23 protein-coding genes and 1 tRNA gene are annotated in these 24,010 nt (G+C 66.6%); 11 read left to right on the top strand and 13 right to left on the bottom strand.

The annotated features are described in order from the left end of the window. Window positions 1-211: hypothetical protein (locus tag VGC18_RS03560; protein WP_331094294.1), on the bottom strand; the 211-nt coding region annotated here is incomplete at its 3' end. Window positions 212-288: 77 nt separating this feature from the next. On the opposite strand from VGC18_RS03560, the gene VGC18_RS03555 reads away from it, so the two are divergent. Together VGC18_RS03555 and VGC18_RS03550 are read left to right on the top strand one after the other, a co-directional pair. Further along, complete coding sequence (locus VGC18_RS03555) at window positions 289-504, top strand: hypothetical protein (protein ID WP_331094292.1); 216 nt, start codon at window positions 289-291, stop codon at window positions 502-504. After that, window positions 501-914 carry a hypothetical protein gene (locus tag VGC18_RS03550; protein ID WP_331094290.1) on the top strand — a complete coding sequence of 138 codons (414 nt, stop codon included), beginning with the start codon at window positions 501-503 and terminating at the stop codon, window positions 912-914. The genes VGC18_RS03555 and VGC18_RS03550 overlap by 4 nt, the downstream gene beginning before the upstream one ends. 47 nt (window positions 915-961) lie before the next feature. Here VGC18_RS03550 and VGC18_RS03545 read toward each other — a convergent pair whose 3' ends face one another. The 5 genes from VGC18_RS03545 to VGC18_RS03525 are packed head-to-tail and all read right to left on the bottom strand — an operon-like array spanning window position 962 to window position 5,975. Beyond that, window positions 962-1,702, bottom strand: a complete 741-nt coding sequence (locus VGC18_RS03545; protein ID WP_331094289.1) for a FadR/GntR family transcriptional regulator — start codon at window positions 1,700-1,702, stop codon at window positions 962-964. 13 nt (window positions 1,703-1,715) lie between these two features. After that, a complete protein-coding gene (locus VGC18_RS03540; protein WP_331094287.1) occupies window positions 1,716-2,504 on the bottom strand; it encodes a 3-oxoacyl-ACP reductase in 789 nt (262 codons plus the stop codon). Window positions 2,505-2,531: 27 nt separating this feature from the next. Continuing rightward, on the bottom strand, window positions 2,532-3,893 hold the full coding sequence (locus VGC18_RS03535; protein WP_331094285.1) for an aldehyde dehydrogenase family protein: 1,362 nt from the start codon (window positions 3,891-3,893) through the stop codon (window positions 2,532-2,534). Beyond that, window positions 3,890-4,621 (bottom strand): gamma-glutamyl-gamma-aminobutyrate hydrolase family protein, encoded by a 732-nt coding sequence (locus VGC18_RS03530; protein WP_331094283.1) that lies wholly within the window; start codon window positions 4,619-4,621, stop codon window positions 3,890-3,892. Before VGC18_RS03530 ends, VGC18_RS03535 begins: the two co-directional genes overlap by 4 nt. Beyond that, window positions 4,608-5,975, bottom strand: a complete 1,368-nt coding sequence (locus VGC18_RS03525; RefSeq protein WP_331094281.1) for a glutamine synthetase family protein — start codon at window positions 5,973-5,975, stop codon at window positions 4,608-4,610. Before VGC18_RS03525 ends, VGC18_RS03530 begins: the two co-directional genes overlap by 14 nt. A 197-nt stretch (window positions 5,976-6,172) precedes the next feature. Here VGC18_RS03525 and VGC18_RS03520 point away from each other — a divergent pair, with 197 nt between their 5' ends. From VGC18_RS03520 to VGC18_RS03510, 3 genes are all read left to right on the top strand, one after another. Beyond that, window positions 6,173-7,729: an amino acid permease gene (locus VGC18_RS03520; protein WP_331094279.1), complete on the top strand. Its 1,557-nt coding sequence runs from the start codon at window positions 6,173-6,175 to the stop codon at window positions 7,727-7,729. A gap of 101 nt (window positions 7,730-7,830) precedes the next feature. Beyond that, window positions 7,831-8,265, top strand: a complete 435-nt coding sequence (locus VGC18_RS03515) for a hypothetical protein (RefSeq protein ID WP_331094277.1) — start codon at window positions 7,831-7,833, stop codon at window positions 8,263-8,265. Between the two features lie 155 nt (window positions 8,266-8,420). Next, complete coding sequence (locus VGC18_RS03510; protein ID WP_331094275.1) at window positions 8,421-9,269, top strand: universal stress protein; 849 nt, start codon at window positions 8,421-8,423, stop codon at window positions 9,267-9,269. Window positions 9,270-9,291: 22 nt separating this feature from the next. Here VGC18_RS03510 and VGC18_RS03505 read toward each other — a convergent pair whose 3' ends face one another. Genes VGC18_RS03505 through VGC18_RS03495 form a run of 3 tightly spaced genes read right to left on the bottom strand, consistent with a single transcriptional unit; the run spans window position 9,292 to window position 14,532 of the window. After that, window positions 9,292-10,302, bottom strand: coding sequence for a LacI family DNA-binding transcriptional regulator (locus tag VGC18_RS03505; RefSeq protein WP_331094273.1), 1,011 nt, complete (start codon window positions 10,300-10,302; stop codon window positions 9,292-9,294). Window positions 10,303-10,321: 19 nt separating this feature from the next. Next, complete coding sequence (locus VGC18_RS03500) at window positions 10,322-13,036, bottom strand: family 78 glycoside hydrolase catalytic domain (RefSeq protein WP_331094271.1); 2,715 nt, start codon at window positions 13,034-13,036, stop codon at window positions 10,322-10,324. A gap of 53 nt (window positions 13,037-13,089) precedes the next feature. Beyond that, window positions 13,090-14,532, bottom strand: coding sequence for an MFS transporter (locus VGC18_RS03495; protein WP_331094269.1), 1,443 nt, complete (start codon window positions 14,530-14,532; stop codon window positions 13,090-13,092). Between the two features lie 278 nt (window positions 14,533-14,810). On the opposite strand from VGC18_RS03495, the gene licT reads away from it, so the two are divergent. The 4 genes from licT (at window position 14,811) to VGC18_RS03475 (ending at window position 19,396) form a co-directional block, all read left to right on the top strand. Then, a complete protein-coding gene (licT, locus tag VGC18_RS03490) occupies window positions 14,811-15,635 on the top strand; it encodes a BglG family transcription antiterminator LicT (protein WP_331094267.1) in 825 nt (274 codons plus the stop codon). A gap of 80 nt (window positions 15,636-15,715) precedes the next feature. Next, the gene (locus tag VGC18_RS03485) at window positions 15,716-17,632 is read left to right on the top strand and encodes a beta-glucoside-specific PTS transporter subunit IIABC (RefSeq protein ID WP_331094265.1); all 1,917 of its coding nucleotides are present in this window, start codon (window positions 15,716-15,718) and stop codon (window positions 17,630-17,632) included. Next, a complete protein-coding gene (locus tag VGC18_RS03480) occupies window positions 17,629-19,089 on the top strand; it encodes a glycoside hydrolase family 1 protein (RefSeq protein WP_331094264.1) in 1,461 nt (486 codons plus the stop codon). The genes VGC18_RS03485 and VGC18_RS03480 overlap by 4 nt, the downstream gene beginning before the upstream one ends. A gap of 40 nt (window positions 19,090-19,129) precedes the next feature. Next, entirely contained in the window at window positions 19,130-19,396 is a 267-nt protein-coding gene (locus VGC18_RS03475; RefSeq protein WP_331094262.1) for an HPr family phosphocarrier protein, read from the top strand. A gap of 448 nt (window positions 19,397-19,844) precedes the next feature. Here the strand turns inward: VGC18_RS03475 and VGC18_RS03470 are convergent. After that, window positions 19,845-19,920, bottom strand: a tRNA-Lys gene (locus VGC18_RS03470). Between the two features lie 144 nt (window positions 19,921-20,064). Here VGC18_RS03470 and bcp point away from each other — a divergent pair. After that, window positions 20,065-20,544 carry a thioredoxin-dependent thiol peroxidase gene (gene bcp, locus VGC18_RS03465; protein ID WP_331094260.1) on the top strand — a complete coding sequence of 160 codons (480 nt, stop codon included), beginning with the start codon at window positions 20,065-20,067 and terminating at the stop codon, window positions 20,542-20,544. Between the two features lie 191 nt (window positions 20,545-20,735). Here bcp and VGC18_RS03460 read toward each other — a convergent pair whose 3' ends face one another. After that, a complete protein-coding gene (locus tag VGC18_RS03460; protein WP_331094258.1) occupies window positions 20,736-21,134 on the bottom strand; it encodes a hypothetical protein in 399 nt (132 codons plus the stop codon). 186 nt (window positions 21,135-21,320) lie between these two features. Between VGC18_RS03460 and VGC18_RS03455 the strand changes: the two genes are divergently transcribed. Further along, a complete protein-coding gene (locus VGC18_RS03455) occupies window positions 21,321-21,569 on the top strand; it encodes a WhiB family transcriptional regulator (protein ID WP_147784762.1) in 249 nt (82 codons plus the stop codon). Between the two features lie 45 nt (window positions 21,570-21,614). Here the strand turns inward: VGC18_RS03455 and VGC18_RS03450 are convergent, their stop codons facing one another. Together VGC18_RS03450 and VGC18_RS03445 are read right to left on the bottom strand one after the other, a co-directional pair. Beyond that, window positions 21,615-23,108: a sensor histidine kinase gene (locus VGC18_RS03450; protein ID WP_331094253.1), complete on the bottom strand. Its 1,494-nt coding sequence runs from the start codon at window positions 23,106-23,108 to the stop codon at window positions 21,615-21,617. Between the two features lie 34 nt (window positions 23,109-23,142). Beyond that, the coding region (locus VGC18_RS03445; protein WP_331094251.1) for an amino acid deaminase at window positions 23,143-24,010 on the bottom strand (868 nt) is incomplete at its 5' end.

The following is a 24,010-nucleotide window of genomic DNA, read 5'->3' as shown; positions in this document are numbered from 1 at the left end:
GATGCAGCGAGGTCGCGGCATACCCCGCGGTGGTGAATTCGGCGAGCGCGATCGCGCGCAGGTCTTCGGATGACGTCGACATGCTTCGACCGTAACTGACCGATCGGTCAGAAACTGTCCGATCGGTCAGTTTGACAGTTTCTTGGCAGGATTCGCTCAGCTTGTGGTTCCCAACGCCTCTTGCCTTCTCGCAGCGGAGCGGTTTCGGCATCCGATCGCCGTCGGCGAACGGGTGTGCCCGCCCGGTTCGACGGGGTAGCGTGGAAACCCACGACCCTGGAGGATCCGTTGCGCAAATACATCTTCAATGGCAGCCTGATCAGCGCCGTCTTCGGCGGATGGAGCGTGCTGAGGACACAGCGGAAGGGGCCGCGCGACTGGCGGCTGGTGCTCATGTGGGTCAGCTGGGGCGCATCCGTGGCGATCGCCGTCGGCAACGTGATCAAGGCGTCTCAGGACGCGCAGCGCGAAGAAGAGCTCGAAGCACTGGAGGACACCAAATGATGAACAACCCGCTGATTCCCGGCATGAACGGATTCGGCGCGGGAGTGCTCGGATTCGCCGGTCTCATCGTCTGGGCGTTCTTCTGCCTGCTTGCCCTCGCCGTGGTCATCGGGCTGATCTTCCTCCTCGTCCGCTTCCTGCTCGTGGGCACACACGCGGCACAGATCTACATCGCGAAGAACCAGCCGGCGACCCCCGTCGCACCGGTCCAGCCGCAGGGTCCGGTGACGCCGGCCCCTGCCGAGCCAGCGCCGCCGGCCGCGAGTTCCGTCGTTCCTCCCGCAGCCCCCGTGGCACCGTCGGAGACTCCCGCGGCGACAACGTCCCCCGCGCCGGCCGCGAGGACCACCAGGGCGCCGAGCAGGCCGCGCACGCCCCGCACTCCGAAGAACGGCACTGCCGCGGAGTGATCCGTCTCCCGCCGCGACACGGTTGATTCGACACCAGCCACGCGGGCTCAGGCCAGGAAACCGCGGAGCAGCGCGGCTGAGCCCTCCAGGTGTTCCCGCATGGCGATCGCGGCCCGGTCGGCGTCGCCGGTGAGGATCGCGATGACGATCGCCTCGTGCTGCTCGTTGGAGTGATCGATGTTCGGCTGGAGCAGCGGGATGGAGTCGAGCAGCTCGTTCAGCCGCATCCGGTTCTCCGCCAGCAGGGGAACGAGCGACGCGGAGCCGACGAGTTCGCCGATCGTCAGGTGCAGCCGGGAGTCCAGGCGGCGGTAGTCCTCGAACGAGGAGACCGCCGCCTCGCGGAGCCTGCTCCAGAGCAGTTCGCGATCGGTGGCGGACAGGCTCCTGGCCGCCGCCGCCCTTGCCGCGCCGATCTCGAGGATCTCCCGCAGCGTGAGCACGTCCTCCAGCTCCTCCTCGGCCACGGGAGCGAAGCCCTCGATCGCGGCGTCCCGCGAGGGGAGGGGCTCGACGACGAAGGTGCCGCCGTACCGACCGCGGCGGGGCACCAGGAAGCCGGCCTCCGCAAGCGCGCGGATGGCATCCCTCACGGTGTCCCGGCTCACGGTGAACCGCGCGGCGAGCTCGCGCTCCGCGGGCAGCGCCTCGCCGGGGGCGACGACGCCGAGGCGCACGGTCTGCAGCAGCCGGCTCACCGTCTCCTCGAAGGCGTTGCCGGCCCGGACCGGTCGGAAGAGCGCGTCGCCGGCGAGGCTGGGCCGCGCCTGGTGTTCACCCGCGGACATCAGAGGACCGGCATCAGAGCGGGGTGACGTAGGCGGCGCTGATGCCCCCGTCGACGAGGAACGTGGAGCCGGTGATGAAGGAGGCGTCGTCGCTCGCCAGGAAGGCGACCGCGGCGGCGAGCTCCTCCGGTTCCGCGAAGCGTCCCTTCGGGATGTGGACGAGGCGGCGCTGCGCCCGCTCCTGGTCCTTGGCGAAGAGCTCCTGCAGCAGTGGAGTGTTCACCGGGCCCGGACACAGCGCGTTCACCCGGATGCCCTGTCTGGCGAACTGCACACCGAGCTCCCGGCTCATCGCGAGCACCCCGCCCTTCGAGGCGGTGTAGGAGATCTGGCTGGTCGCCGAGCCGAGCACGGCCACGAACGACGCCGTGTTGATGATCGACCCCGACTGCTGGGCCACCATGTACCGGAGCGCCGCGCGGGAGCAGAGGTAGACGGACTTGAGGTTGACGTCCTGCACCCGCTGCCAGGCCGGCAGCTCCGTCGTCTCGATGGAGTCGTCGTCCGGAGGCGAGATGCCGGCGTTGTTGAAGGCGATGTCGACCGAGCCATAGGTCTCGTTCGCGGTCTCGAACAGTCGGTCGACCTGCTCCTCGTCGGCCACGTCCACCGGCACGAACAGTCCCTCGACCTCCAGGGCGGCCGCCTCACCGGCCACGGGGTCGAGATCGCCGATGACGACCCTGGCCCCCTCCGCGGCGAGTCGTCTCGCCGCCGCGAGACCGATCCCGCTCGCGCCGCCGGTGATCACCGCGACCTTGCCCGCAAGACGCTGGGTGAGATCGATCCTCGTTACTGCCATGTGGTGCTCCTGTTTCCGTACTGCAGATTAGTCGGTGCTGATGAAGACGTTTTTGGTCTCGGTGAAGGACGCTGCGGCATCCGGCCCGAGCTCCCGCCCGAGGCCGCTCTGCTTGAAGCCGCCGAACGGGGTCGAATAGCGCACCGAGGAATGCGAGTTCACCGACAGGTTGCCGCTCTCGATGCCGCGGGAGACACGGATGGCGCGGCCGACGTCGCGGGTCCAGATCGAGCCGGAGAGGCCGTACTCGCTGGCGTTCGCGAGAGCGATCGCATCGGCCTCGTCGTCGAAGGGCAGCACGGTCACGACCGGCCCGAAGATCTCGTCGGTCACGGTGCGATCGGTGCGGGAACCGGGCAGCAGCACGGTCGGAGGGAACCAGAATCCGGCCCCCTCCGGCGCGGTGCCGCGAAAGGCCACCTGGGAGTCGTCCGGCACGTACGATCGCACCTTGGCCAGGTGAGCCGCGGAGACGAGCGGCCCCATCTCGGTGGCCTCGTCCTCCGGGGAGCCGACCCTGACCCCCTTCACCGCCGGCTCCAGCAGCTCCAGGAACCTGTCCAGGACCCCGCGCTCGACGAGGATCCTCGAGCGCGCGCAGCAGTCCTGTCCGGCGTTCTCGAAGACCGCGTGCGGTGCCGTCGCCGCCGCCCTCTCGAGATCCGAGTCGGCGAAGACGACGTTCGCGCTCTTCCCGCCGAGTTCCAGGGTGACCGCCTTGACCTGCGCCGCGCATCCGGCCATCACCCTCTTGCCCGTCGCCGTCGATCCGGTGAAGACGACCTTGCGCACGTCCGGATGCGTGACGAACCGTGTGCCAACGACGTCGCCGCGGCCGGGAAGCACCTGGAACAGTCCCGCGGGCAGACCCGCCTCGATGGCGAGCTCGCCGAGCCGGATGGCGGTGAGCGGCGTCCACTCCGCCGGTTTGAGGAGCACGGCGTTGCCCGCGGCGAGCGCCGGGGCGAAACCCCAGCTCGCGATGGTCATGGGGAAGTTCCAGGGCACGATCACGCCGACCACACCGATCGGCTCGAGGAAGGTGACGTCGAGGCCGCCCGCCACCGGGATCTGCCTGCCGATCATCCGTTCGGGAGCCGCGGCGTAATAGGTCAGGACGTCGCGGACGTGGCCGGCCTCCCAGCGCGCCTGGCCGATCGGATGCCCGGAGTTGGCCACCTCGAGCCGCGCGAGGTTCTCAACATCCGCATCCACCGCGGCGGCGAAGCGCCGCAGGGCCTCCGCCCGTTCCGCCGGCGCGACCGCTGCCCAGCGTCTCTGGGCGGTGAGGGCGTCGGCGACCGCCTCGTCCACTCGATCGACGGTGGCGTGTTCCACCGTCTGCAGCTCGTCCTCCGTCGCCGGGTTGATGATCGTCGTCGAGGTCATTCCTTCGCCTTCCGTGCGGCGTCGACGAGACCCTCGAAGAGCCGCAGATCGTCGGGAACCTGCTCCGGGTGCCACTGCACCCCGACCCCGAATCGCACGGAGCCCACCTCGATCGCCTGCACCGTTCCGTCGTCGGAGCGGGCGGTCACCACGAGCCCGTCGCCGAGTCGATCGATGGCCTGGTGGTGATACGACTTGATCTCGAGGACCGGGGTGTCGGCCAGGAGCGTCGGCACGATCCCCCGCTCGCCGAGCTCGACCTCGTTCCGCGCGAAGACCCCCGCCTCTCCGCTGTAGCGCAGCGATCCGACCACCTCAGGCAGGTGCTGGTGCAGGCTGCCGCCGAGCGCGACATTGAGCACCTGCAGCCCCCGGCAGATGCCGAGGAAGGGCACGTCCCGGTCGATCGCCGCCGCGAAGAGCGCTGTCTCCCACGCGTCCCGGTCCGGGCGGGACTCGTCGGTGAGGGGATGACGCTCCTGGCCGTATCGTGCCGGGTCGACGTCCCTGCCGCCGGCGACGACCAGTCCGTCGATGCCGTCGATGACCCGTCCGGCGATCTCCGCCGTGACCGGCTGCGGGGGAAGCAGCACCGCGATGCCGCCCGCCGCGGTGACCGCGTCGAGGTAGACCTTCGGCAGGAACGATGCCGGCACATCCCACACCCCGCTCTGCGACCGTTCGAGATAGGTCGTCACCCCGATCAGGGGCGGCCTAGAGTCGCTCAAATCCCCGCACCCTCTCCCAGTCGGTGATCGCGGCGTCGAAGGCCTCGATCTCGATGCGGGCGTTGTTGAGATAGTGCTCGACGACGTCCGCCCCGAAGGCCTCCCTGGCGATCTCCGACCGTCCGAACAGCTCGGCGGCCTCGCGCAGGGTGGTCGGCACCCGTGGGGCATCGCTGCCGTACGCGTTGCCCTCGACCAGCGGCTCGAGCTCCAGTTCGTGCTCGATGCCGTACAGGCCGCCGGCGATGAGGGCGGCGACCGCGAGGTACTGGTTGACGTCGCCGCCGGGCACGCGATTCTCCACGCGCATCCCGAGCCCCCGGCCGACCACCCGCAGCGAGCAGGTGCGGTTGTCGAGGCCCCAGGCGACGGCGGTCGGCGCGAAGCTGCCGTCGACGTAGCGCTTGTACGAATTGATGTTGGGCGCGAAGAACAGGGTCAGCTCGCGCATCGTCCTCAGCTGACCGGCGATGAAGTGGCGGAACATCGCCGACATCCCGAGCTCGTCCTCCTCGTCGGCGAACACCGCGCCGCCGTCGGCGCCGCGAAGCGAGATGTGGATGTGACAGGAGTTGCCCTCGCGCTCGTTGAACTTCGCCATGAAGGTCAGCGCCTTGCCGTGACGGTCGGCGATCTCCTTCGCACCGTTCTTGTAGATCGAGTGGTTGTCACAGGTGGTCAGCGCGTCCTCGTAGCGGAAGGCGATCTCCTGCTGGCCGAGGTTGCACTCGCCCTTCGCCCCCTCGCAGTACATGCCGGCGCCCTCCATGCTCACCCGGATGTCCCGCAGCAGCGGCTCCATCCGCGTCGAGGCCAGCAGGGCGTAGTCGATGTTGTAGTCGCTCGCCGGTTTCAGATCCCGGTAGCCCTTGCCCCAGGCATCCCGGTAGCTCTCGTCGAAGACGAGGAACTCGAGCTCGGTGCCGACGTAGGGCACGAGCCCCTTCGCTGCGAGCCGGTCGCTCTGTCGTTTGAGGATCTCGCGGGGTGCGGGCGCCACCGGGGTCTCGTCCAGCCAGGTCAGGTCGGCCAGGACGAGCGCGGTCCCCGGAAGCCAGGGGACGAGGCGGAGCGTCGAGAGATCGGGGATCATGGCCATGTCCCCGTAGCCCCGCTCCCACGACGAGATGCGATAGCCGTCAACGGTGTTCATCTCGACGTCGACCGCGAGCAGGTAGTTGCAGCACTCGGCACCGTGACCGCTGATCTCCTCCTTGAACAGCCGCGCGGACGTGCGTTTGCCCACCAGCCGGCCCTGCATGTCGGTGAAGGCGACGATCACCGTGTCGATCTCCCCGACGTCGATGAGAGCGTTGAGTTCCTGCGTTGTCAGCATTCCGGTCCGAGCTGCCATGACGGTTCCCCTCGACGGCCAACGATCTTCTCGACCATTACACCATGTCGTCAGCGGGCGAAAACGGCCACTCTGTAACAAGCTGTTTACATCTAAAGGTAGATTTTTTTGACCAATAAACGCCATGCTCGTCCGATAGGCCTGGGCGGCCGCCCGGCAGCACTTCACCACCCGATGATCTCGTTCTGGAGGAATGCATGGCTGACCACAAGTCCCCTGACGGCGCCCGCGGCGGCGTGACCTATACGAAGGCGGCCGAAGGCTACTTCGAGAAGCGCAGCCTCAAACGAACCGCCGGTTTCTGGAGGATCTGGGGCATCGGCATCGCCGCGGTGATCTCCGGCGATTTCTCCGGATGGAATGTCGGGCTCGCGACGACGGGGTGGGGGGCCCTGCTCATCGCCACCGTGATCATCATCGTCATGTACTTCACGATGATCTTCTCGATCGGCGAGATGTCCGCGGCCATGCCGCACACCGGCGGCGCATACTCCTTCTCCCGGGCGGCGATGGGCCCGTGGGGCGGCTTCGTCACCGGGCTCGCCGAGACGATCGAATACGTCGTGACCACGGCTGTCGTCGTGCTGTTCTCCGCCTCGTACGCCGACCAGATCCTGAAGGACCTCACCGGCGCATCCCTTCCCGGCTGGCTCTGGTGGATCATCCTCTACGCGATCTTCATCGGGCTGAACTCGCTCGGTGCGTCAGTCGGATTCCGGTTCGCCCTCATCGTCGCCATCGTCTCGATGCTGGTCATCCTCGTCTTCGTCGTCCTCGCCCTGGCGAACGGCGCCGTGGACTTCTCGCGGCTGTTCGACATCGAGGCCGACGCCGGCCATTCGAACTTCCTGCCGTTCGGCGGGATCGGCATCCTGTTCGCGCTCCCGTTCGCCATCTGGTTCTTCCTCGGCATCGAGGAGCTGCCGCTCGCGGCCGAGGAGGCGACCGACCCGGCGAAGGACATCCCGAGGGCGGGCGTGTGGGGCATCGTCACGCTCGCGTTCTTCGGTCTGCTCGTCCTGTTCCTCAACCCCGCGGTCACCGGCTCGAAGGATCTCACCGTCTCGCCGGGCGACGGGGACGAACCGCTGCTCGCCGGCTTCCGGGCCTTCCTGCCGGACAACGTCGCCGCCATCCTCGCCCTCTTCGCGCTCATCGGGTTGCTCGCCTCGCTGCAGGGCATCATGTTCGCCTACGGGCGCAACATGTACTCGCTGTCCAGGGCCGGCTACTACCCGAAGTTCCTCTCCCTCACCGGCAAGAAGCACCAGACCCCGTGGGTCGCGCTGCTCGTCGGCGGCGCGATCGGCTTCGTGATCCTGCTCGTCGTCACCATCATCGGCCAGGCAGTGCCCTCGATCGCCGGGGCCGTCACCGGCGTCATCCTGTTCATCGCCGTCTTCGGCGCCGTCATCTCCTACATGATGCAGATGGTCTCCTTCATCGTGCTGCGCCGGAGGTTCCCGAACGCGAAGCGGCCGTATCTGAGCCCCACCGGGGTGGCCGGCGCCGTCGTCGCCGGGGTGATCGCCTTCGGCGCGTTCCTCGGGATCGTCATCGCGCCGACCTTCCAGCTCGCGGTCATCACCTTCCTCGTCATCTTCGTCATCGGCATCCTCGTCTTCGCGGTGGTCGGACGGAACCGGCTCGTGCTCTCGCCGGAGGAGGAATACGCGCTGAGCGGTGGGCTGCATGGCGATCCCCAGGTCGAGGGCTACGACGCAATGGAGGAGGAGGTCTTCGACACCAAGTAGCCCGTGCCTGTCCGCGGCCGTGCACGGCGTGTCGCCGGTCATCCACCCGGCGGATGACCGATACTGAGCACAATCATCCGCCTCAGCGTGAAGGGGGAACCGTGCGAGTCAGGTTACGGCGACACAGTCGTGGAGATTCGGCGGCCCAGGAGCCCGGCCAGGAGCCAGCCCCGCGCGACCCGGCACAGGTCGAGCGCGACCTCTACGAACTCGTCCGCGAGGGGATGCTGAAGACGCTCGGAGCCGGCGGCACCTGGACGGTCTCCTTCCGCAGGAGCGACAGCGACGCCTTCTTCTCGGAGACCGTCGCCGAGGCGATCGCCCGCGACATCACGGCACGCATCCTGGCCGCCGACGCGAAGGCGCCCGAGGTCGCTCTGGAGACCGCGCTCGCGGCGGAGGAGACTCCCGCCGCCGCGAACCCGCCCGCCGTGGAAGGGACCGCGCCGGCCCGGGCATCCGTCTCCCCCGAGCGCTGGCACATGGTGCAGCAGGCGGAGGAGACCGAGACCGATCCAGCGCGACTCGTCGCCTGATCGAGGCCCCGCTCGGCCCAGGGACGGCTGTCGCACCGGCACCACTCGGACCCCGCACGAAATTGGCGCGGACGGAAGGGACTTTCGGTCCTGTTCGGAACCCTTGTCGGTGGCACACTAAGGGTGTTGTACGAATCATTCAAAGGAGAAGGATCGTGACACGAAAAGCTGTTGTTGCCATCGACGGAGGAATCGCCTCGGAAGCCGCCCTGGGTTGGGCCATCGACGCGGCCGTCGCGCTGTCGCTCGACCTGGAGATCGTCTGCGTCCTGGACGTGGATCACGCCTCCCCGGATGAGCTGGAGCGGCTCGCGCCACGCCTGCACGGTGTCCTGGACGACGCCGTCGAGCGGGTCGCCCATGCCGCCCCGTCCGTCCATGCCGTCTCGGTGCTCCGTCGCGGCCGCCGTCGGGCCGAGCTCGTCAACGCCTCCGAGGACGCCGTCATGCTGATCGTCGGCTCCGACAAGCCGAAGGCGGCCGCCGGTCTCGTCCACGGCACACTCTCCCTGCAGCTCGCCGACTCCGTGCACAGTCCCCTGGTCATCGTGCCGAAGGGCTGGACGCATCACGGCGACGCCGTCGTCGTCGGGCAGGGGGACGAGACGGATGCCGACGCGCTGCTCTTCGCGGTGCGTCAGGCGGAGTCGTCGAAACAGCCCCTCCGCATCGCCCGGGCATGGCAGGTTTCGGCGATGATGGACCTGTACCTCCTCGGCCGGGGATACCTCCAGCCCGACACCGAGAAGTTCAATCGTCAACTGCTCAATGACAACGCCGCCACGATTCGCCGGGCCCATCCCCAGCTGACCGTCCAGCAGCGCCTCCACCGGGGCGACACCTCCTCCGTCATGGCCGAGGAGGCGAGCAAGGCCTCCCTGGTCGTCGTGGGAACGCACCGTCGCGGCCCGCTGTCCGGCTTCCTGCTCGGCTCGATCGGACACGACCTGCTCATGGAGCTGCCCTGCCCGATCGCGGTGGTCCCGCCGGGGACGCACCGCTGACCGTCGGCATACCCGAAGAACCTCAGCGTGGGGTCGGGCGTCCGACCGTGCTCTCCTTCACGAGAAGCTCCGGCTCGATCAGATCGAATGTGTGGTGATGCGCCCCGGCCTCCGTGAGCTCCGCGGTGAGGAGTTCGACACCGCTGACCCCCATCCTGTAGCCGTGAGGAACGATGGTGGTCATCGGAATCGGGCCGTCCCACGCCATCTGGTTGCCGTCGCATCCCATCACGGCAACATCCTCTGGCACGCGGACACCCTCGTCGAGAAGGCCGTCGATGATACCGGCGGCCAGGACATCGGTGAGACCGATGATGAAGTCAGGTCGGCGCCGTTTGTCGCGACGCCCAAGAGTCCTGCCGAGCTCTCTCGCCGAATCGCGGTCGCGCCACATCGGGACGATGTGCTCTTCGGCCTCGGCGACGGACGCCGAACCGAGAACCGCCCTGATGCCATCAAGACGTTCGATCAGCGATCGGATCGGGTCCGGCGAGGTCACCACGGCGATTCTCTCGCGCCCCAATGCAAGACCATGCTGTGCGCCGAGACGTCCTTCTTGCAGGTTGTCGGCGGCGACAGAACACCCATCCGCGGGGTCGCCGCGCACGTCGAGAGCAACGCTGGGGATCTTGCCCTCTGCGCCTAGCCGCCATTTGCTGTCCGCCCGAGGTTCGAGCAGGAGCCCGGCCATCTGCGCACCGACAAAGTAGTCGAGGTATCGGTTTTCGAGCACATCGTTGTTGTCGACGCTGGCGATCAGAAGCTCGAATCCCTTGTGGTGCGCCGCGTCCTGGGCCCCCTGAGCCAATTGCAAGGTCATGCCATGGTCGAGACCCGTCAAGATGAGGCCGAACGTGGGGTTAGGGCCGCCCGCGAGCGTCCGAGCGTTGTGATTGGGGACGAATCCCAGTTCGACGATCGCCTGCTCGACGCGTTTGCGCGTCACCTGTCGGACCTTATCAGGATGATTGAGCGCGTTCGAGACGGTGCCGATCGAGACACCCGCCCAGCGTGCGACTTCACTGATGGTCACGGCCGACACGAAGTCGATCTTAGACCCCCGACATTCCCTCAGCCGCTGCCAGGGACGGTGCAGGTTCCCATTCGTAGGAACGCTGATGACGGCCCCCTCGCAGGGTCTCCGAACGACCACCGACCTCGAGAACGGCGAGAGTGCCCGGTGGAACTGTCGCATCGAGACTCAGTAGCCCTGCCTGCCAACGCCAGGCTAGGCGTGCTCGCCCGGAGGGCGTCTCGTGCGCCACCTCTGCGTGGTCGATCCCGGCGCCAGGCTGCGGAGCGATCCGGAATACCTTCCACCCGGGTTCGATCGGACTCAGTCCGCCGACGACCTCGTGGAGCCATTCGGCCACGGAACCGAGTGCATAGTGGTTGAACGACGTCATGTCGCCCGGATTCACCGACCCGTCGGGCAGCAGGGAGTCCCAGCGTTCCCACGTGGTCGTCGCACCCATGGAGACCTGATACAGCCACGAGGGACAGTCCTTCGACAGCAGCAGGGCGTAGGCATCCTCCAGGTGTCCGGTCGATGACAGAGCCGGGAGAACGTACGGAGTCCCTGCGAAGCCGGTGGCGACCGTATACCCCTGCTGGCGCACCAGTTCAGCCAGCCTCACGCCGGCCGAGCGCTCCGCGTCGGGAACGCCGACCAGCAGGCCGAAAACAATGGCGAGGGCGTACGCGCATTGGGTGTCAGAGGTCATCGTGCCGTCCGAGCGATGGAAGCGTTCGACAAAACCCTCCCGAACGTGACCGGCGAGGTCCCGATAGCGTTTGGCATCAGCCGGCTTCCCAATGGCCTCGGCCATGCGGGAGAGGAGGCCGCAGGATCGGGCGAAGAAGGCCGTCGCGACAAGCTCTTTCTCCGTCAACGCCAGGGCCGGATCCTCCGGAGGCGCACTCGGGTCCAGCCAGTCTCCGAGTTGCCCGCTGAACAGGTTCGGCCGGCGATCCCAGACGCCGTCATCCGAGAGATAACCGGTCACCTCGTCGACCCACGCCGCCGCCAGAGGATAGTGCTCCGCGAGCCTCTGGACATCGCCGCCGGCCAGGTAGAGCGACCAGGGGACGAAGACGGCGGCGTCGCCCCAGATCGCGATCGCCTCGGGGACACGCCACTCCCCCAGCGGGACGAAGGGGACGTAGTACGGGACCGTCCCCCAGCGCTCGGTCTCGGATGCGACATCGACGAGCCAGTTCGACAAGAAGTCCTGGGTGTCGTAGAGGAACGCGGCGGTCTCCGCGAAGACGGCAATGTCCCCCGTCCATCCGAAACGCTCGTCGCGCTGCGGACAATCGGTGGGCACGGAGACGAAGTTGGAACGCATCGACCAGAGCACGTTCGAGTGCAACTGAGTGATGTCGGGATCGGAACATTCGAACCATCCGGTCCGTTCCATGTCGGATCCATAGACGCAGGCCCAGACGTCGTCCGCGGTCATGGTGTCGGACCACCCCTCGATTTCGGCATAACGGAATCCATGCAGGGTGAACCGGGGCTCCCATTCCGCATCCTGACCATTGGAGGTGTAGGAATCGACTTGAACCGCTCGCCGAAGCGGGCGAGTCGCGAGCGATCCGTCCCGCTCGAGGACCTCTGCGTGGTGGACCGTCACCGTCGAACCCGCCTCGAACCCGGTCAGGCGCAGCCGCAGTCTCTGCGAACAGTTCTGTCCGAAGTCCAGGAGGAATCGCCCCTCGCCGAGGTCGGTGATGGCCACGGGACGATGTTCTCCGGTCTTGCGCACGGCGGCCGTTCTCGTCTCCTCGAGAACCATCACATCGAAGGGTAGTTCAGTGACCCGCTCCCACCCGATTCCCGTCTCGTCGAGGCGACCAGACGACCAACCCAGCTCTTCCAGCCGGGCGTCATAGCGTTCGCCCTCGACCAGGCCGCTGAAGGCAATCGGTCCCTTTCGGGCCTGCCATCGGCCGTCCCACGCGTTCGACGAGATCGTCTCGGTCGAACCATCGGCATAGGCGAGTTCAAGCTGAGCCCAGACCCCCAGCCGTGACCCGTAGGTGTCGACCGCTCCACCCTTGAACCCGATCCTGCCCCGATACCAGCCGTCTCCTAACCAGAATCCCATCCCGTTGCCGCCTGCCCGGAGCAGACCTGTCACGTCGAAGGTCGAGTAGGTCAGCCTGTCTCCGTAACTCGTCCAGCCGGGAGTCAGGATGTCCTCCCCGACCCTGCGACCGTTGACCTCACCCTCGACGAGGCCGTGAGCCGACAGATAGAGCCGCGCATGAACCGGCGCGGACGCGAGAACAAAAGTGGTCCGCACCTGGGGCGCGTGGCGGCAGTCGCTCCACGGCTCCGCCCAGGCCGGCCCGACCATGGCCGCCTTTCTGTCTCCCGGCAGCAGGAGGCCCACCTCTCCCGTGACTGGTCGCGACCACCCTTGATTCGCCCCAAGAGATCCGCGGGCCGAACCGGCGAATACCCTCGCTGAGAGGATTGCCTGCTCGCGTGACTTCAGCGGCTCGAACGGCCACGGGCACAGCGTGGACGATGCGATGGCGCGTTCCACGGTCTCCTCGGAGAGCAGAGCACCATCCGGAGATAAGCGACGGAGCCGGATCTCGACCACGGCGTCTTCGGGAAGCAGTTCGATCGATCCGCGGTATTTCCAGGAGAGCCGGGGCGATTCGCAGCCCATCCCCAGTACATCACCGGAGAAGTGCTCGATTCGGACCTCCTCGATACTGCAGGGGGTCGTGCGCGGCGAGGCGGCGGCGTCCACGTGTCATCTTCTTTCTGATCGCTAGTGGTTCTTGGAGATCCTTCACGCGTGTCCTACCGAACGGGCATGGCGTCCCCCATATCAGTGAAAGGCGCGTTCAGGGCCGGATCGGGAACATCGTTGTGCTTGATGAATCGAGTGATTCCGAGCGCCGCGACATAGGCGATGCAGAGGAATGCGACGAGCATCCAGAGCAGCAATGTGGGCGACTTGGCCATGATGGCCGGGGTGAGGAAGCCGAAAATCGCCGAGACGAAACGGACGAGCGCGTAGGTGAACCCCGTCGCCGTGGCTCGAGCGTTGACCGGATAGAGCTCCTGGCTCCAGATCTTGTAGAGCGGTTCCCCCTGCAGCATATTCGCCCCGCAGTAAACGAAATAGCAGATGGTGAAGATGAACCACGATCCGCCGAAGAACGCCGAGAACGCAAACGAGAGGATGCAGCAGATCAGACCGACGTGCATCATTGTGTAGCGGTGCTTGGTATCGCCGAACCGCATGTAGATCAGGAAGAGCACGAGAACGCCGAGGATGTTCGCGAAGAAGGCGGCTCCGGTGGAGAAGCCTTGTGAACGCCCACCCACGGTGACCAGGAAGTAGTTCAGGAACGTGCCCCAGGTGTTCGCCGGCAGGTTCCAGAACAGGTAGAAGAAGAACAGACCGATGAGAGGCGTGAGGTACCGGGGGTTCCGAAGGAGCTGGCCGAGGGGATAGGCCTTCTGCACGTCGACCACGTTGTCGTCGACCTGTTCCTGCGCGAATTCCGACGCCAGTTCGCTTTCAAGTTTGTGGAACCCGGGGCTGGCGATTCGAATCAGCCAGGTCACCACGGCGACCACGGCGATCAAGGCGAACAGGACGCGAATGCCCGTGGTGCCGATGCCAGCGACGACGAAACCAAGCCCTTGGGTGATGACGATGGCCGCCACCCAGAACACTTGAGTGAATGCAATGACCCTGCCCTGGGCCCGACGCGGGACGCGTTCGGAGATGACCGCGAGCGACGTCGGCAGATCTGCGCCGGAAGCCAGCCCGGCAACGATGAGGCCGACGACGAGAACCGTCAGGTTAGGCGCAAGCGCGATCAGTGCCGCTCCGATGGCGACGAACAGAATATCGATGTTGAACACTGCCGTCCTACCGAGACGATCGGAGATCCTCCCGCCGAAGAGCGCACCGGCCGCGACCGAGAGCGCCAGAATCGCTGTGACGGCGCCCGTCCACCAGACGTTGAGGTCGAACTCCTTCTGCCACAGGGCAAGCGCCACTCCCGCCGATACCAGTAGAGCGGCGTCGAGGTACGACGCGATGCCGGCGACCGATGCGAGCTTCCAATAACGGGGATCCAGCTTCTCTCTCCGCTGAGTCATCTTTGACTTCCTTCCAGATTCGCGATGACACCGCCCTCGGTGCCTCGCTGGGGATTGGTTATGAGGCGCTTCGCCCTTCGTGTCGGGCCGCATTGCCACGGCTTCCAGAAAAATGAAGCGCTTCAATTGGTAGAGTAGATGGCCCCGCCCGCGTTTGTCAAAGGGGGCATCGAGCGCGCCGGCCAAGCTCTCAACGACCGCGATCCGTGCGATCGGAGAGCTTCGCCCCTGGAGCACACCGGACGCCGTTCCCGCCGACCGGTTCGCCGGTCGTCGTGCCGTCGAGCGCGAACCGCCGCTCCACTGTGCTAGTCTCCATGCAGGCTTGTGACCGCGTCATGCGGGCAATACCGACGGCGCACCAATGATGGTGCGACCGACTCCGTATTTGCCCAGAGGTGCTCATGATCGTCCAGCGGATATTCAACAACAGCGTTGTCAGCGCCCAAGACGCCGATGGCAGCGAAGTCATCCTGCTCGGCAAGGGGATCGGATTCAACGCCCGCCACGGAGATGTCCTTCGCGACGAGTCGATCGAGAAGACGTTCCACCTGCGCGACAGCGCGATGAACGACCGGTTCCGTGATGTCGTCGCCACCATCTCCGCCGATGTCCTCCACGTCACCGACGACATCGTGCGCCTCGCCCGTGCCAGCCTGGACCGCACGCTGAGCGACAGCATCTACATCTCGCTCGCGGATCATCTCTCCTTCGCGCGGCAGCGCATGGAGACCGGAATGCTGTTGCGCAACCCGCTGACTGTGGAGGTACGTACCTTCTACCGGGACGAGTATGCGGTAGCCACCCAGGCGATGGGCCTGCTCAAGGAGCAGCTGGGCATCGACTTCCCCGAGGAGGAGACCACCAACGTCGCCCTCCACTTCGTCAACGCCGAGATCGGCGACAGCTTCTCCGATGTCGGCGCCATGATGGAGCTCACGCGCGGTGTGGCGAGCATCATCAAGTACCACTTCGCTCTCGAATACGACGAGGAGAGCATCCGCTACTTCCGTTTCATCACGCACGTGAAGTTCTTCTGCCAGCGTGTCGTGCTCGGTGAGACCACCGACAGAGACGATGAGTCGCTGTACGACTTCATCAAGGACAAGTATCCCGAGATCCTGCGGTGTATCGACAAAGTCGACCACTACGTGCAGAGGACCCACGGCTACTCGATGTCCCATTCCGAGCAGCTCTACCTCGCCCTGCACATCGAGCGGATGCTCTGACCCCTCCCCGTACCACCCGCCTTCGTTCCCGATAGTCGCGGCCGAAATCCGGCACGCCCTCAGAGAAGAGATGAATCACCATGAAGTACGAAAAGGACGCCCCCGAGATCGTCGCGGCGGTCGGAGGGATGGACAACATCCGCTCGGCCTACCATTGCGTCACCCGGATCCGGTTCGATCTCGTCGACAACAGCCTGGCGGACAAGACCGCCCTCGCGGCCATCGGTCCTGTGATGGGGACGAACATCCAGGGACGGCAGTTCCAGGTGATCGTCGGCAACGATGTCGCCCGTGTCTTTGAGGCCATGACGGCGAGATTTCCGGCCCTGAAGACGATGGTGCCGGGCGGCAGCGGTGCTCCCTCCGCCGCGGGCACGACGGCGACCGTCCCCGCGGAGCCGGAGAAGCGCAGCAACGTGTTCAGCCGTCTGCTCGACTTCATCGCCGGCGTCTTCGCGCCGATCCTTCCCGCCATCGCCGGCGCCGGCCTGCTCAAGGGCTTCCTCGCCCTCTTCGTCAGCCTCGGCTGGGTGAGCAACACCACCGACACCTACGCGATCCTGACCGCCATCTCCGACGGGGTCTTCTACTTCCTGCCGATGCTGGTGGCCGCGAGCGCGGCCCGCAAGTTCGGTGCGAACATGTTCGTCGCCCTCGGTGTCGCCAGCGCGCTGCTCTATCCGAACCTGGTGGCGCTGCTCGGAGCAGGCAAGGCGGTCGACTTCATCGGGGTGCCGGTGACGGCGGTCAGCTACGGATCGACCGTCATCCCGATCCTGCTGGCGATCTGGTTGATGTCCTGGGTGGAGCGAGGCATGAACCGCATCACGCCCGGTGCGATCAAGACGCTGGTGGTTCCTCTGGTGACGCTCATCGTCGTGGTACCGGTCACGCTCATCCTTCTCGGACCTCTCGGGAGCTTCGTCGGCGACGGGCTGTCCGGGGGCATCAACTGGCTGCTCGACAACGGTGGGGTCTTCGCCGGCATCATCCTCGGCGGCCTGCTCCCCCTCATCGTCATGACCGGAATGCACTACGCGTTGGTGCCGTTCATCATCACCAACCTGGCAACGCTCGGTTTCGACAAGTTCCTTCCGCTGACGTACGTCTCGAACATGGGCCAAGCCGGCGCGGCCTTCGGCGTCGCGCTGCGGACCAGGTCCAAGTCGCTCAAGTCGCTCGCGCTGTCCACCAGCTTCACCGCCCTCATGGGCGTCACGGAGCCTGCGATGTACGGCGTGAACCTGCGCTTCAAGAGGCCGTTCGTCGGAGGCATGATCGGTTCGGCCGCGGGAGGTGCCATCGCCATGGGCTTCGGCGTGAAGGCCTACGTGCTCGCCGCCAACGGCGGCATCCCCGGGCTGCCCGCGCTCGTCGGTGCGACCTTCGGCTGGGCGCTCGTCTCGCTCATCGTCGCTTTCGTCGTCGCGACCGTCGCCACCCTCCTCCTCGGCTTCACCGAGGACGCCGCCGTCGCCGCGGCCGATCTCGAGGCCGCGACCGCCCCCGTCTCGGTCTCGGAGGACGCGGCGTTCTCGCTGGTCGCCCCGCTGAACGGCGAATCCGTCGACCTTTCCAGTGTGAACGATGCCACCTTCGCCGGTGCGGTTCTCGGTCTCGGCGCCGCCATCGTCCCCAGCGACGGCGAGTTGGTCGCCCCGCTTTCCGGAACCGTCGCAACCATGTTCCCCACCGGTCATGCCGTCGCGATCCGCGGCGACAACGGCGCGGAGGTGCTCCTCCACATCGGCATCGACACCGTCAACCTCCAGGGTGCCGGGTTCACCGCCCTCGTGGCGACCGGCGACCATGTCACCGCCGGTCAGCCGCTGGTGAACTTCGACCTCGCCGCCGTGTCCGCCGATCACGACCCGGTCACCGTGATGATCGTCACCAACACTGACGACTATGCCGCGGTCGCGGTCACCGCGACTGGCGCCGTCCACCGCGGGGAAAGCATCCTCACCGTCACCGCCAAGCCAAAGGTCTCCGCATGAGCGCCCCCTCTTTTCCGGCGGGTTTCCTCTGGGGAGGCGCCTTCGCGGCCAGCCAGGCCGAGGGCGGCTTCGACGCGGGCGGCCGTGGGCTGTCGACCTCCGACATGACGCCATACCGCGCCAAGAAGGACTACGGCGACCTGGTCGACCTCATGCACGTCTCCCGGGAGACCATCGCGACGGCGATGGCCACGCCGGGCACGAAGGGCTACCCGAAGCGCTACGGCGTCGACTTCTTCTCCCGCTACAGGGAGGACATCGCCCTGTTCGCCGAGATGGGCTACACGACGCTGCGCCTGTCGATCGCCTGGTCGCGCATCTTCCCCAACGGGGATGATGCCGAGCCGAACGAGGCTGGGTTGGCCTTCTACGATGACGTGTTCGCGGAACTACGTAGGCATCACATCGAACCGCTGGTGACCCTCTCGCACTACGAGATGCCGATGACGCTGGTGCTGAAGTACGGCGGATGGGAGTCGCGCGCGGTCATCGACCTGTTCGCCCGCTACGCCGACACGGTGATGACCCGCTACCGCGACGTCGTCACCTACTGGCTGACCTTCAACGAGATCAACACCACCACCATCGAGCCGTTCACCGGCGCCGGGATCATCACCGATCGCGGAGAGGACTGGAAGCAGAGGGCCTACCAGGGCCTGCACCACCAGTTCCTGGCGAGCGCGATCGTCACCAGGCGCGCTCACGAGATCAACCCGCGGTTCAAGATCGGATGCATGCTCGCGCGGATGCTGCACTACCCGGCGACCTCCTCCCCCGACGACATGCTGCTCTCGCAGACGGACAACGACCTCAACCTCGCCTTCAGCGACGTCCAGGTGCGCGGCTCGTATCCGGGGCTGCTGAAGCGCTACTGGCGTGACCACGACATCGAGGTGAGGATGCGCGACGGCGATGAGCAGCTGCTCCGGGAGAACACCGTGGACTTCCTCTCGTTCAGCTACTACATGACACTGGTCTCGTCCACGACACCGGAGAAGTACGGTTCCACCGGCGGCAACCTGTTCAGCACGGTCAAGAACCCCCACCTGGCCGTGACGGAGTGGGGCTGGCAGCTGGACCCCTCCGGCCTGCGGTTCGCCCTGCGCGACATGTGGAACCGCTACCAGGTGCCGCTGTTCGTGGTGGAGAACGGGCTGGGTGCGCGGGACACCCTCACCGCCGACGGTCGTGTGCATGACGACTACCGCATCGCCTACACGCGCGACCACCTGCTGGCGGTGCGCGAGGCGATTCTCGACGGCGTCGATGTGATGGGATACACCACCTGGGGAGCGATGGACATCATCAGCGCCTCCACCTCCGAGATGTCCAAGCGCTACGGCTTCATCTACGTCGACCAGGACGACGAGGGAGACGGCACGCGCGACCGCTATCGCAAGGACTCCTTCTTCTGGTATCAGAAGGTCATTGCGAGCAATGGTGCAGACCTGAGCTGAATACCAGAGAATCACCCCGAAAACCACGACAAAGGACACCATGCCAGAACGCAACCTGACCATCACGACCGCCAACGGCCTGCACGCCCGGCCCGCCGCCCTCTTCGTAAAGGCCGCCGCGGCCCAGCCCGCGAAGATCACCATCGCCAAAAAGGGAGGGGTACCGGTGTCGGCGGCCAGCATCATCGGCATCCTCTCCTTGCAGATCCAGAACGGCGACGAGGTTACACTCGCCTCCGAGGATGCCGGCTCCGACACGAGCCTGGATACCCTTGTGGAGTACCTCGGCACCGATCTGGACGCCTGAGGGACGGCCGGAAGCGGTTCTCCGCCGCCTCCGGCCTGTCGGTCACACGGGGAAGCCTTGTGCACAATCCTGCGTGCAACTTCTCGACGATTACCCGGCCCAGGACGATTCGAGGCCCGTCCCCGCGTCTTCGACGGCGACCCGACCGGCAGGCCCGGCCGATGCGGCATCGCCACGGTGCTGCTCACCGCCGGCATCGGGCATCTGACACAACAACGGCAGGAGTTTCGCGCTCAGGTGCCGAACGGGGGCGGCGGATGCGGCGATCGACCGCCGCGGACGGGTCGCCAACGGCCCAGGTCGAGTTGCCGCCTCAAGGCCCCGCACACGGCGAGCTCGGCCTGTGCGCCAGCGCGCCAGTGCAAGAACCATTGGCGCCCGGACGTGGAATCGTTGGGCTTCATCAACCTCGTTGATGATGGAATCATCCGGGGCAAAGACCAAACAGTGGTGCACCCCCCGGGACTTGAACCCGGAACCCACTGATTAAGAGTCAGTTGCTCTGCCAATTGAGCTAGAGGTGCATGGCTGTCCGAGACGAACCCGGAACCGAAGGTCAACATTAGCATCGAGCATGCCACCCTCGCCAACCGGGCGCCCGAGCGACGAAACGGCCCGCTCTTTCCCTAGAATCGAACGCGCCCAGCGACCACGATCGAGGAGAACCGATGCCGACATCCACCAGGCTCGAGGCCGGAGACGCGACCCCCGCCTTCACCCTCGCCGACCAGGACGGAGCGCAGGTCTCCCTCGCCGACTACGCGGGCACGAAGGTGATCGTCTACTTCTATCCGGCCGCGAGCACACCCGGCTGCACGAAGGAGGCCTGCGACTTCCGCGACAACATCAACTCGCTGAAATCGGCCGGCTACCAGGTGCTCGGAATCTCGAAGGACGGCACGGATACCCTGAAACGGTTCCGCAAGGAGCAGGGGCTGAACTTCCCCCTCCTCAGCGACGCCGACCTCACGGTGCACAAGGCCTACGGCGCGTACGGCGAGAAGTCGTTGTACGGCAAGACGGTGACGGGCACGATCCGCTCCACCTTCGTGCTGGACGAGACCGGCCGCATCGTGCTGCCGCTCTACAACGTCAGGGCGACGGGACACGTCGCCATGCTCCGCAAGAGGCTCGGCCTCGACGCCTGAGCCCTCGCCGATCACGCCGGCAGGCACAAACGCGTCGGTGCGGTGCGCATAACTCCTGCAATTCGCGCCGGAATCGCCCGAGACGCCCGTGTTTCCGGTGCTCAGACCCGGGCGCGGGAAAATCTGCAGGAGTTATGCGCAGGGGGCGGGAGCTCTGCGCGGGAGGGGCGGCGAAAGCGGACTACCGGAGCCTAGATCCGCCTCGTCGCGGCGATCACGGGAGGTGTGAACAGCAGCACGAGCGCGAGGATGGCGGGCACGAGCAGCAGCCAGCCAACGTCGGGCCTGGCGAAAAGTCCCTGGAAGCTGCCGGCGGCGATCGCGATCTGGAGCACCTGCCAGACGACGGCCGCCCCCCTGATCCAGGGTCGCCCCAGCAGGGTGTGCACGGCCATGGTCCCGAGCCAGATGGCCGCCACGACAGCGAGCACGAGGATCGCGATTCCGCTCGCGGAGGAGTCCGGCGAGGCGACGAGCAGTTCGAACAGGAGGTAGACGCTGACCGCCACGAGCAGAGCGCATTCGAGGAACAGCAGCGCGGACAGCGCCACAAGAAGGAACGGTCTATGCGATGTTCGTGGTTCGTTCACAGCTACATCCCTCGACAAAACTATTGATTTGCTACAACCAATATGAGATTCTATGTGAGGTTGATTTGCGCTCACAGGGCGGTGAGCAGATCCCGAAACTCCTCATTCTCTACCCGAATCTTGGTCTTTCGACCTCTGCACAGGGCTCCATGGCCCTGCGTTCTGCAACAAAAGGAGCACCCTCAGATGGATTGGCGCGACAAAGCCGCTTGTCTCACGGCCGACCCCGAACTCTTCTTCCCTGTTGGGAACACCGGTCCGGCCGTCGACCAGATCGACAAGGCGAAGGCCGTCTGCGCCAGGTGCAGCGTGACCGAGATGTGCCTCCAGTACGCGCTCGAGACCAGCCAGGACTCCGGTGTCTGGGGCGGCCTCAGCGAGGACGAGCGCCGCGCCCTCAAGCGCCGCGCCGCCAGGGCACGCCGAGCCTCCTAGGCAGTCCGCCGGTCCGCCGGCTCACCACTTCCCCGCCCCTCGATCTCAGCTCCTGGTCAGCCAGGCCAGTGGAACCTCGATGGTCACTTCCGTCCCGTCCCCGACGAGCGTGTGCCAGTCGATGGTGCCGCCCAGCTCCCCCTGGATGAGGGTCCGCACGATCTGAGTGCCGAGTCCCGCGCCGACCTTGCCCTCCGGCAGCCCGCTGCCGTTGTCCCGCACCTGCACGCTGAGGGTCTCCTCGGTGCGCTCGGCGATGATCTCGACGTTCCCCTCGCGCCCCGCCAGCCCGTGCTCGACGGCGTTGGTGACCAGCTCCGTCAGGGCGAGCGACAGCGGCGTCGCGTACTCGCTCGGCAGCACGCCGAAACTGCCAGAGAGAGTCGGATGCGCCTTGGTGCCGTGTGTGGAGGCGACCTCCGCGATGAGCTTGAGCACGCGGTCGAACACCACGTCGAAGTCGACGTTCTGGTTGAGCCCCTCACTGAGGGTGTCGTGGACGACCGCGATCGCCGCCACCCGGCGCATGGCCTGGTTGAGCGACTCCCTGGCCTCGTCCGAATGCGAACGACGCGCCTGGATCCGCAGCAGGGACGCCACCGTCTGCAGGTTGTTCTTCACCCGGTGGTGGATCTCGCGGATCGTCGCATCCTTGGTGATGAGCTCGCGCTCCTGGTGCCGCAGCTCGGTCACGTCCCGGCAGAGCACGATGGCGCCGATCCGCTCGCCCCTGTCCCTGATCGGGATGGCCCGCAGCGACACCGTGACCCCCTTCGCCTCGATGTCCGTTCGCCACGGCGCCCTGCCCGTGACCACCAGCGGCAGCGACTCGTCGACGATGAGCTTCCCGGTGAGCAGCGAGGTGGTCACCTCGGCGAGCGACTCCCCCTCGAGCTCGCCGACGAATCCCATCCGGTTGAATGCCGAGAGCCCGTTGGGGCTCGCGAAGGTGACGACCCCGTCGACGTCCAGTCGCAGCAGACCGTCGGATGCGCGCGGTGCCCCCCGCCGCGGCCCCGTCGGCGCCCCGAGATCGGGGAAGTCGCCGGCGCAGATCATCGCGAAGAGATCGTTCGCGCACTCGTTGAAGGTGAGCTCCTGCCGGCTCGGCGTGCGCGCTTCGCTGAGGTTGGTGTGCCGGCTGATGACCGCGATCGGATGCGCCGTCGTCTCGGCCCCGCTGACCGACAGCCGACGCAGCACGGGAACGGCGCGCACCCTGGTCGGGGTCTCCTCGTACCAGTCCGGGGACGCCGAGTCGACGATCTGGCCGGACTCGAAGGCATCCGTCACCTGGCTCTTCCACTCCGGCTTGATGTCCTGACCGACGAAGTCGCGGTAGAAGAGGGTGGCAGAACTCGAGGGCCGCGCATGGGCGACCGCGACGAAGGTGCCGTCCTGGGTGGGCACCCAGAGCACGATGTCGGCGAAGGCGAGGTCGGCGAGCAACTGCCAGTCGCCGACGAGCAGATGGAGCCACTCGACATCCGCCTCGTCGGAGCGGCCCTGGGCGAGAACGAGGTCAGAGAGGGTCGACACAGGGCAAGTTTACGTGCGCGGCAGACGACGCCGGTCAGAACCAGGTCTCGGCGAAGTCGACCACCCGGGACGCGAGACCGTCGGAGTCCTCCGTCATCGGGATGAGCCGCCACTTGTCGAAGGCGCTGCACGGATGCGACAGCCCGAGCCGGAGCACCGACCCGACGGGGAGCACGGCGGGGTCGGCGACCGCGTCCGCGAGCCGGAGGAACCCGTGCTGGTCGTTGAGCGCGATCACCGTGCTGCCGTCGAGCAGACGACGGCTCTCGGCATCCGTCGCCCCGGCGACGAGCTGGGCACGGGGCAGGCCGTCGTCGTAGGGCAGGTCGCGTCTGCCGCCGTCGAAGATGGCGAGGCCCGGCTCCGGCCGGGACAGCACCCGCACCCAGGCGTGGATGGCCGCACGGAACGGCCGGTCGGTCTCCCGTTGAACGAACGGCGAGATGCCACGGTAGAAGCCGTCGTCGTGCGCCTGATACGCCCCGGAGCGCAGCAGCTTGACCGTCGGTCCCGAGACGGCGGAGAAGGCCAGCGCCACGAGGTCGAAAAAGGCGCTGCCGCCCGCCGTGATGATCGGCACGACGTCACCGTAGGAACCCGCGGCGGCGAGTTCCTCGTGCAGGGAGACGAGGGCATCCAGATAGGTCTTCATCGCCGCGAGAGCCTCGGGGCTCCGGTCGTGGGCGAGCGCACCCTCGTATCCCCCGACGCCGACGAGGCGGAGGTGGGGGCTCGCGACGATCTCCCGGGCGACGGCGCGGGCCGTGGCCAGGTCGCGGGCACCGGTTCGCCCGCCGACGGCGCCCAGCTCCACCAGGACATCGATCGGACGCCCGGCGCCGACGTCCTCCAGCACCGTCTCCATGACCCGGACGCTCTGGAGGCTGTCCGACCAGCAGGCG

Origin of the sequence: Lacisediminihabitans sp. (genome assembly GCF_036404185.1) — a bacterium.
GTDB lineage: Bacteria > Actinomycetota > Actinomycetes > Actinomycetales > Microbacteriaceae > Lacisediminihabitans.
This window is presented reverse-complemented; position numbering and strand designations above follow the sequence as displayed.